The 9633-nt window shown below is 62.2% G+C and carries 10 protein-coding genes; 6 read left to right on the top strand and 4 right to left on the bottom strand.

Features of this window, described 5'->3' with window-relative positions:
- Nucleotides 1-142 precede the first annotated feature (142 nt).
- From BVH06_RS17270 to BVH06_RS17285, 4 genes are all read left to right on the top strand, one after another.
- The gene (locus BVH06_RS17270) at nt 143-1552 is read left to right on the top strand and encodes a circularly permuted type 2 ATP-grasp protein (RefSeq protein ID WP_075934898.1); all 1410 of its coding nucleotides are present in this window, start codon (nt 143-145) and stop codon (nt 1550-1552) included.
- A 3-nt stretch (nt 1553-1555) separates the two neighbouring features.
- A complete protein-coding gene (locus BVH06_RS17275; protein WP_027905209.1) occupies nt 1556-2506 on the top strand; it encodes an alpha-E domain-containing protein in 951 nt (316 codons plus the stop codon).
- Entirely contained in the window at nt 2503-3300 is a 798-nt protein-coding gene (locus BVH06_RS17280) for a transglutaminase family protein (RefSeq protein ID WP_075934899.1), read from the top strand. The genes BVH06_RS17275 and BVH06_RS17280 overlap by 4 nt, the downstream gene beginning before the upstream one ends.
- A gap of 101 nt (nt 3301-3401) precedes the next feature.
- Entirely contained in the window at nt 3402-4289 is an 888-nt protein-coding gene (locus tag BVH06_RS17285) for an AEC family transporter (RefSeq protein ID WP_075934900.1), read from the top strand.
- Between the two features lie 394 nt (nt 4290-4683).
- Here the strand turns inward: BVH06_RS17285 and BVH06_RS17290 are convergent, their stop codons facing one another.
- Together BVH06_RS17290 and BVH06_RS25755 are read right to left on the bottom strand one after the other, a co-directional pair.
- A complete protein-coding gene (locus BVH06_RS17290; protein ID WP_075930509.1) occupies nt 4684-4950 on the bottom strand; it encodes a PepSY domain-containing protein in 267 nt (88 codons plus the stop codon).
- 80 nt (nt 4951-5030) lie between these two features.
- Nucleotides 5031-5201, bottom strand: a complete 171-nt coding sequence (locus BVH06_RS25755; protein WP_168172922.1) for a hypothetical protein — start codon at nt 5199-5201, stop codon at nt 5031-5033.
- 189 nt (nt 5202-5390) lie between these two features.
- Between BVH06_RS25755 and BVH06_RS17295 the strand changes: the two genes are divergently transcribed.
- On the top strand, nt 5391-6119 hold the full coding sequence (locus BVH06_RS17295; protein ID WP_075930508.1) for an amidotransferase: 729 nt from the start codon (nt 5391-5393) through the stop codon (nt 6117-6119).
- Nucleotides 6120-6213: 94 nt separating this feature from the next.
- On the opposite strand, the gene mqo is transcribed toward BVH06_RS17295, so the two are convergent.
- Together mqo and BVH06_RS17305 are read right to left on the bottom strand one after the other, a co-directional pair.
- A complete protein-coding gene (mqo, locus tag BVH06_RS17300) occupies nt 6214-7833 on the bottom strand; it encodes a malate dehydrogenase (quinone) (protein ID WP_075934901.1) in 1620 nt (539 codons plus the stop codon).
- 339 nt (nt 7834-8172) lie between these two features.
- On the bottom strand, nt 8173-8595 hold the full coding sequence (locus tag BVH06_RS17305) for a hypothetical protein (RefSeq protein ID WP_075934902.1): 423 nt from the start codon (nt 8593-8595) through the stop codon (nt 8173-8175).
- 276 nt (nt 8596-8871) lie between these two features.
- Between BVH06_RS17305 and BVH06_RS17310 the strand changes: the two genes are divergently transcribed.
- Nucleotides 8872-9633 (top strand): aldehyde dehydrogenase family protein (locus tag BVH06_RS17310; protein ID WP_139315671.1); only part of this gene is annotated, 762 nt, incomplete at its 3' end.

The raw sequence follows: 9633 nt of genomic DNA on the forward strand, positions 1-9633 counted from the left end.
GGTTCGCCTGAGTCTTCAGAACACGCCTCAAGATGGTGCAAAGCGGTTTCGGTTTAAAAATAAGTAGTTGATATTAAAGGAATAAAACCGCTGGCTCGGCGCTTGCAGTGATCGGGTCGAACTGGGCTGCAAGGAGTACAGCATGACCCGCACCTTTTATGACGAGATGCACCTGCCCGATGGTACCTGCCGCCCCCATTACCAGGCCTTTTCCCGCTGGCTGCAGGAAACCCCCCAGGACCTGTTGGACCAGCGTCGCCGCGAAGCGGATCTTCTCTTTCACCGTGCCGGCATCACCTTCACTCTGTATGGCGACGCGCAAGGCACCGAGCGACTGATTCCTTTCGACATCATTCCGCGCAGCATTCCTGCCAGCGAATGGCGCATCGTCGAGCGTGGCTGCATCCAGCGTGTGCAGGCGCTCAACATGTTCCTCGCCGACCTGTATCACGATCAGCGGATCATCAAGGCTGGTCTGATTCCGGCTGAACAGGTGCTGGCCAATGAGGGCTATCAGCTGGCGATGCAGGGCCTCGATCTGCACCGTGACCTGTATGCGCATATCGCCGGCGTCGACTTGGTACGCGATGGCGACGGCACTTACTACGTGCTCGAGGACAATCTGCGTACCCCCAGCGGTGTGAGCTACATGCTCGAAGACCGCAAGATGATGATGCGCCTGTTCCCTGAGCTTTTCGCCAACCAGCGCATCGCGCCCATCGATCATTATCCCAGCTTGCTGCTCGACACCCTGAAGAGCTCCAGCCCGCTCGACAACCCGACCGTGGTGGTGCTCACGCCAGGGCGGTTCAACAGCGCCTATTTCGAGCACGCGTTCCTGGCGCGGGAGATGGGCGTCGAGCTGGTGGAAGGCGCCGACCTGTTCGTACGTGACGACAAGCTGTTCATGCGCACCACCGCCGGCGCCAAGCAGGTCGACGTGGTGTATCGCCGTCTGGACGACGCCTTTCTCGATCCGCTGGCTTTCAACCCGGAGTCCATGCTCGGGGTGCCCGGCCTGCTTTCCACCTATCGCTCCGGCAACGTGGTGCTGGCCAATGCCATCGGCACCGGCGTGGCGGACGACAAATCGATCTACCCCTATGTCGGCGAGATGATTCGTTTCTATCTGGACGAGGAGCCGATCCTCAAGAACGTGCCGACCTGGCAATGCCGCAAGCCGGCCGAGCTGTCCCACGTGCTGGCCAATCTCAAGGATCTGGTGGTCAAGGAAACCCAGGGCTCGGGCGGTTACGGGATGCTCGTCGGTCCTGCGGCCAGCAATGCGGAAATCGAGGCCTTTCGCCTGCGCTTGATCGCCCGGCCGGACGCCTATATCGCCCAGCCGACCCTATGCCTGTCGACCTGCCCGACGTTCGTCGAGAACGGCATCGCGCCACGGCACATCGACCTACGCCCCTTCGTGCTGTCCGGCAAGGAAACGCGCATCGTGCCCGGTGGCCTGACTCGGGTGGCGCTGCGCGAAGGCTCGCTGGTGGTCAACTCGTCGCAGGGCGGCGGTACCAAGGACACCTGGGTGGTGGAGGACTGAGCCATGTTGAGTAGAACCGCCTCCGACCTGTACTGGATGTCCCGTTACCTGGAGCGCGCAGAGAACCTGGCGCGCATGCTGGACGTCAGCTACTCGCTGTCGCTGATGCCCCAGGACGGGCGCCGTGATGGCCTCGACGAACTGGCGATGCCTCTGCTGATCACCGGCACCATGGAGGATTACCAGCAACGCCATGGCGCGCTGCACGCCGAGCGCATCCTGCATTTCTTCGCCCTGGACGCCCAGAACCCGGTGAGCATCTACAGCTGCCTGGGCGCGGCACGCAGCAATGCCCACGCCGTGCGTGGACGCATCACCGCCGACATGTGGGAAAACATCAACGCCACCTGGCTGGAAATCCGCGGCATCGCCGAGCAGGGCCTAGGCCGTTACGGCATCAGCCGTTTCTGCGAGTGGGTCAAGGAGCGCTCGCACCTGTTCCGTGGTGCGACCTTCGGCACCATCGTGCGTGGCGAGGCTTACCGCTTCATCCGCCTGGGCACCTTCATCGAGCGTGCCGACAACACCCTGCGCCTGCTCGACTCGCGCTACGAGCTGCTCGGCGAGGACGTCGACGATGCCGATGATCGGCCCGCCCACAGCTACTACCAGTGGAGCGCCTTGTTGCGCGCGCTGTCCTCGTTCGAGGCGTTCGCCGAGGTCTATCGGGGCTCGCCGGGCGCCCGCAAGGTCTCGGAATTGCTGCTGCTGCGCCGCGAAGTACCGCGCTCGCTCAGCGCGTGCATGGACGAGCTGTACCAGATGCTCGCCGGGCTACCCGGCGACAACGGCCGCCCGGCGCAGCGTCTGGCGGCCGAACTGAACGCGCGGCTGCGCTACACCAGCATCGATGAGGTGCTGGACGAAGGCCTGCACGCCTGGCTGACCGAATTCATCGAGCAGATTCACGAACTCGGCAGTGCCATCCACACGTCTTATCTGGAGGTCGCATGAGACTGTCCATTCGTCATAACACCAGTTATCACTACGAGGATCAGGTGCGGGCCAGCATCCAGTACCTGCGCCTCACGCCCCATGACAGCGCTCGCCAGCAGATACTCGACTGGCAGCTGGATCTGCCCCGGCCGGTTCGTGCGCAGCGTGACCCCTACGGCAACATCCTCCATGTGCTGACCCTGGACGAGCCCCACGAGTCGATCGTCATTGGCGCTCGGGGCCTCGTGGAGATCGACGAGTCCAGCGATGCCGAGCTCGAGAGTCAGTCGGCACTGCCGTTCCTGCGCTTTACCCGGCTGACCGAAGCGGATGGAGCGCTGCGTGATTTCGCCTGGACGCAATGCGCCCAGCGTCGTGATCGCAATGCGTTGATCGATCTGATGCACGGCCTCAACGACCATATTCGCTACCAACCGGGTGCGACCGCTGTCGAGACCAGTGCCGCGCAAGCCTTCGCCGGGCGCCAGGGCGTCTGCCAGGATCACGCCCATGCCTTCATCGCCTGCGCGCGCAGCCTCGGTATTCCGGCGCGCTACGTTTCCGGCTATCTGGTCGCTGACAATCAGGATCATCTGGCCAGTCATGCCTGGGCCGAAGCCTGGCTGGACGGCGCCTGGTACAGCTTCGACGTGACCAACTGCCTGGCCCGGCCCGAGCGCCATCTGAAGCTGGCGATCGGCCTGGACTACCTGGACGCCTGTCCGGTACGCGGCATGCGCCGTGGCGGCGGCAGCGAACGGATGATGGCGCGGGTCGACGTCGAGCCATTGCTGAGCGTGCAGGCGCAGTGAGTGGGGAGGGCGTAGTTCTTGCGGGCCCATTCATACCGGCATGGCTTGCGATATGAGGGTGATCGCTTCTAGCATGGCCGCTTTGCCCTAAGGAATAGGCCATGCTGGCCGAGTTGTTTGCTGTTCTGGCGCCGGTGATCATCGTCTCCGGCATTGGTTATGCTTGGGCCCGCAGCGGCCAGACTTACCCCACCGAATTCATCGCTCGCCTGGTGCTGACCATCGGCACGCCAAGCCTGGTGCTGGCCACCCTGAGTCGTACCGATCTCGACCCTGATGCATTTACCAGCATGGCCTTGGGCTGCGTGCTGGTCACCGGCTGCATGGGGCTTTTCGGGATGCTGTTCAGTCGCCTGTTTCGTCAGCAGTGGAAGGTGCTGGTGCCGGCGTTCCTGTTTCCCAATACCGGCAACATGGGCTTGCCGATCAGCCTGTATGCCTTTGGCGAACACGGTCTGGCGCTGGCCGTGGCCTTTTTCCTGACGCTGTCGATCATGCAGTTCAGCGTCGGGATCGCCTTGTCGGGCAACGCCGCCTCCATCAAGGATCTGCTGCGCAATCCGATCATGGTCAGCCTGCTGCTGGCGCTGCCGATGATCTTCATGGATCTGCAATTGCCGCGCTGGCTGGCCAATACCGTCGGTCTGCTGGGCGGCATGACCATTCCGCTGATGCTGCTGACCCTGGGCGTATCGCTGGCCAGCATTCGCCTGCATCACCTGGGTTCCGGGCTGGTGTTGGGAGCGCTGCGTATCGTGCTGGGGGCTGGCGTCGGCTGGGGTATCGGTGCGGCGATGGGCCTGGAACCGCTGACGCACGCCGTGCTGGTAGTGCAGTCGGCAATGCCGGTGGCGGTATTCAACTACCTGTTCGCGGTACGCGCTAATCGCTCGCCGGAACAGGTGGCGAGCCTGGTGATGTGCTCGACGTTGCTGGCGATCGCCTGGTTGCCACTGATCCTGGCCTGGTGGATGCCACGGGTGGCCTGATCAGCCGATCATCCTGCTCAGGTTGGGAAGAATCAGCAAGACGGCGGTGGCGAAGAGAATCAGCCCTGCCTGGCGGAATTTCGGTTTCTTGAACATGGCCGTTCGCCTTTTGATTGTTGTGATGGGCGCTGCTCGTCCCCCAATGCCTCGGCAAAAGCCCGACGGCGTATGTATTGACTGTAGAGGGAGCGGATCAGTTTTTTAGATCGCTTGTTTATAAAGAAATACCAAAGAGCGTCTGCAAGGATATGGAACCCTTTTTCATTTCCGTATAACCCCGGCGCCAGACGCTAGACGCCCTGCGGTGGGTGACCGTTAGCCGATGACCGTTCGTCCGGCTTTTTCACGCTCATAAAAAACCGGCCGCTTGGGCCGGTTCTTCACGCAGGCTGGATCAGTTGTCCAGTTGCTCGCGGATGACCTTGCCGCTCTTGCCGTCCACGCGGAATTCATAGAGGCGGTTGTCCTGCTTGGTGCCTTCGCCTTCCCAGTAGCCGGCGTCGTCGGCTTCGATCTTGTGGATCTGGGTGAAGCCGGCCTGCTTGGCGCTGCTCAGCGCCTGCTCGATGCTGATCCAGTCGGCGCCTGGGCGGTCGGCCATGGCGAAGCCTGCGCTCATGGCGGCAGCGGCGGTAAGGGCAGTCAGGGTCTTCTTGAGCATCGTGGAACTCCTTCACTGATTAGGATGATTGCGCCCGCATTCAGGCACTGCAGGTTGGAGTCCGGCGCTTCGCTTAGGGTTCAGGTAAAACTGCCCTGATTCGGTGCCGGCACCGTCGCCCGGCTTGCCGCCGGCACAGGCAGAGCCGGGTGCTGCATGCTGGCTGCCAGCAGGGGCAGGGCAACGATCAGGTAAAGGCCGATGGCGCCCAGGGCGCCGTTGCGGGCGTAGCGGATGGTCTGGCTGTGCATGGCGATTGCGCTCGTCAGTGGCCTCGCGGGTCGATGAGGCAATCATCGGATCGTTCGCGCACGCGTAAAAGTGAATGCGGGTCATGACGGCTATCGAAAAGACTGATGACGCGATAACGGCATGCCTCTTGCCTTGATGCATCCGCACAGGCAGGCTTCGACTGCTCTGTTATTTTTTCAGGTACCGCCATGTCGCTGCAGATCTGCATTCTGGAAACCGACATCCTGCGCCCCGAGCTGGTCGACCAGTATCAGGGCTACGGCAAGATGTTCGAACGTCTTTTCGCTGGCCAGGCCATCGAGGCCAGCTTCCATGTATTCAACGTGATGCAGGGCGATTATCCGCCCGCCGATGCACGTTTCGATGCGTATCTGGTCACCGGCAGCAAGGCCGATTCGTTCGCCACCGATCCGTGGATCGAAACGCTCAAGACCTACTTGCTCGAGCGCTATCAGGCAGGCGACAAGTTGCTGGGCATCTGCTTCGGACACCAGTTGCTGGCACTGCTGCTTGGCGGCAAGGCCGAACGCGCCAGTGGCGGTTGGGGCGTGGGCATCCATCGCTATCAACTGACCGAGCAGCCTGACTGGATGACGCCAGCCCTGGATGAGCTGACGCTACTGATCAGCCATCAGGATCAGGTCACCCGGCTGCCGGAAAACGCCACGCTGCTGGCCACCAGCCCGTTCTGCGCCCACGCGGCCTATCGCATCGGTGATCAGGTGCTGTGCTTCCAGGGGCATCCGGAGTTCGTGCCCGAGTATTCCCGCGCGCTGCTGGACATTCGCCAGCAACACATCGGCGAAACCACCTACCGTGCAGCGGTCGATACCCTGCATCAGGATCACCATGGGCGCACGGTCGGCGAGTGGATACTGCGTTTCGTGGCCAATGGCAGGGCGGCCCAGCCGGCCTGATCTCCTCGGGAAAGCTGCCCATAAAAAAACGGCCCTTGCGGGCCGTTTTTCGTTTCAGCGTGGCGCCTTGCGTGGAGACGCCTGCCGGTAGGCCTTACAGCGCTTCGGCTGGGGCCTCGGCCTGCGCAGCTTCTTCGGCTTGCGGCTGCTCGGGCTTGATTTCCACGAAGTTCAGCTGCAGACGCTCGCTGCTCCAGGCGCGGGTCTTGTTGGTCAGGTCCAGGTCGTTGTTCAGAGTCTGGCCATAGGAGGGAATGATTTCCTTCAGCTTGGCCTGCCACTCAGGGGTCTTGATCTTGTCCTTGAAGGTGCGCTCCATCAGGTGAAGCATGATCGGCGCAGCGGTGGAAGCGCCCGGCGAGGCGCCCAGCAGGGCGGCGATGGAGCCGTCTTCGGAGCTGACCACTTCGGTGCCGAACTGCAGGATGCCGCCTTTCTCCGGGTCTTTCTTGATGATCTGCACGCGCTGGCCGGCCTGGATCAGTTCCCAGTCCTTGTCCTGTGCTTCCGGGAAGTATTCACGCAGCGAGTGCATGCGGTCTTCCTGGCTGAGCATCAGCTGACCGATCAGGTAGGTGCTGAGGGAGAAGTTGTCGACGCCGGCATTGAACATCGGCGAAATGTTGTGGGTAGTGATGGTGCCGAACATGTCCAGCAGCGAACCGTTTTTCAGGAACTTGGTGGAGAAGGTGGCGAACGGCCCGAACAGGATGACTTTCTCGCCATCGATAACGCGGGTGTCCAGGTGCGGAACCGACATGGGTGGCGAGCCTACCGATGCCAGACCGTAGACCTTGGCCTGATGCCTGGCGGCGATTTCCGGGTTACGGGTAACCAGGAAGGAGCCGCCGACCGGGAAGCCTGCATAGCCTTCAGCTTCAGGGATGCCAGATTTCTGCAGCAGCTTAAGCGCGCCGCCACCGGCGCCGATGAACACGAACTTGGCATTCACGGTGCTCAGCTTGTCACCATTGGCCAGGTCGGCCATGGTCACGTTCCAGGTGCCGTCGTCGGCGCGGGTGATGTCGCGCACTTCCTGCTGCACGTGAACGTTGAACACGTCTTTCTTCTGCGACAGGTTGTTCAGCAACTGGTTGGTGATTTCACCAAAGTTGACGTCGGTGCCCGTCTGCACGCGGGTCGCGGCGATCTTCTGGCCGGGCTCGCGGCCTTCCATCACCAGGGGAATCCACTCCTCGATCTGCGCAGGGTCGTCGGAGAACTCCATGTTGCGGAACAGCGAGCTGTGCTGCAGCGCGTCATAGCGCTTCTTCAGGAACTCGGTGTTCTTGTCGCCCCACACGAAACTCATGTGAGAAACGTCGTTGATGAAGGATTTCGGGTTCTTCAGAACGCCTTGCTCAACTTGATAGGCCCAGAACTGTTTGGAGATCTCGAAGGATTCGTTGATCGCCACGGCCTTGCTGATGTCGATGGTGCCGTCAGCCTTTTCCGGGGTGTAGTTCAGCTCGGCGAGCGCCGAGTGACCGGTACCGGCGTTGTTCCAGGCATTGGAACTCTCGTTGGCGACTTGTGGCAGGCGCTCGTAGAGGTCGATTTTCCAGGTTGGCTCGAGTTCGTTGAGGTAGGTGCCGAGGCTCGCACTCATGATGCCCCCGCCGATCAGCAGGACGTCCACGGATTTTTCCGGTTCGGGTTGCTTGGCGCAGCCGAGCGCGCTCAAGCACAGTAGGGACAGCAGGAGTTTCTTCATTAGACAGACCATTCCAGTGATGTGATTGCATGACCGCAAGACCGACGTTCATACCGCTCCGGGTGGTGGAGGGGCAGCGCCTGTTGCATGCGATCAGGTTTCGTTCTGCGAAACCGGCCAGTCCCGGTGATTTTTTGAAACGCCGGGCATTTACCTTCAAGTGCGCGCTTTCGTCGCAGGCTGCCCGAAAGGCAATATCCATGCCGAGAGCATCGCCCAGCGCCGAATCAGACTGAACTAGTGATCTGTATCAATTTTCGCATCACGTTTTTCTGGTGCATGTGGCGAGATCTCGCCGCCCTAACGCCGCAAATGCTTCATGGATGGCGGATTCTCGCCTCAGTTGCTCATCACTGCGCCGCCAGTTCCCTGGCTACCACCGCCAGTGCCGGGTGTGGCCGGCGCAGTGGAGCTGCCGGACGAACCGGCTTGCGGGGTAGAGCCGCCCTGAGTGCCAGTACCCGGCGCAGTGGTAGAGGGCTGGCGCTGCATATTCTGGTCGCTTGGCTGCTGGCCATTCTGGTTCCTGGCAGGGGAGTTGAGCGTGCTACGGGGCTGCTGCTGCCCAGGCTGTTGCTGCTGAGGATCCATTGCCTGGCCCGAACCACTCTCGCTGGCAGGCGGCGCGCCGGTGCGATCGCGGACCATCTCGTCGCCGATCCTGTCGCGTTGCTGCTGCAATGTCAGCCCGTCGTCATCGGCCTGCACGCCAGCGCTGAACAAGGCTGCGAGCAGCAGCGCCGATCCCGTTACTTTGTTCATGTCCTGCTCCTGATGATTGCCTGTGATCAGGTGACTGTCTGCACGCAGTCAACGTTCAGGGAATCCGGTGGGTGGTGAGCACCGGCAGCACTTGGAGTGGCCGGCGGCGAAAGTCCGCGAAGGCGTCTACCCTGATAGCAGCTCGGCAGCCCTAGGCTCTGCCACGCCGGTTTACGGCGATTCGATGGCAGGCGGCAGGTTGCTGGCAGTCGCAATCGAACCCCGGTCTGTCTCTGGCCTCAGAAGTCAGGCCCCCACAATAAAGAGGTCGCTCACATGATTTATGCCAAACCCGGTACCGCAGGCGCCGTCGTCACCCTGAAATCGCGCTACGGCAACTACATCGGCGGCGAGTTCGTCGCGCCGGTGGGCGGTCAGTACTTCACCAACACCAGCCCGGTGGATGCCTCGGCCATCGGCGAATTCCCCCGCTCGGACGCCAAGGACATCGACAAGGCCCTGGACGCCGCCCACGCTGCCGCCGATGCCTGGGGCAAGACCGCAGTGCAGGACCGCGCGCTGATCCTGCTGAAGATCGCCGACCGCATCGAAGCCAACCTCGAGCTGCTCGCCGTGGCCGAGACCTGGGACAACGGCAAGGCCGTACGCGAAACCCTCAACGCCGACGTGCCGCTGGCCGCCGATCACTTCCGCTACTTCGCCGGCTGCATCCGCGCCCAGGAAGGCACCTCGGCGGAGATCAACGAACACACCGCGTCCTATCACTTCCACGAGCCGCTGGGCGTGGTCGGGCAGATCATCCCCTGGAACTTTCCGCTGCTGATGGCCGCCTGGAAACTCGCTCCCGCTCTGGCCGCCGGCAACTGCGTGGTATTGAAACCCGCTGAGCAGACGCCGCTGTCGATCACCCTGCTGGCCGAGATCATCAACGACCTGCTGCCGCCGGGCGTGCTCAATATCGTCCAGGGCTTCGGCCGTGAAGCCGGCGAAGCGCTGGCCACCAGCACGCGCATCGCCAAGATCGCCTTTACCGGCTCCACGCCGGTGGGCTCGCACATCATGAAATGCGCCGCCGCC

Source organism: Pseudomonas sp. PA27(2017), from assembly GCF_001945445.1.
Classification (GTDB): Bacteria; Pseudomonadota; Gammaproteobacteria; order Pseudomonadales; family Pseudomonadaceae; genus Aquipseudomonas.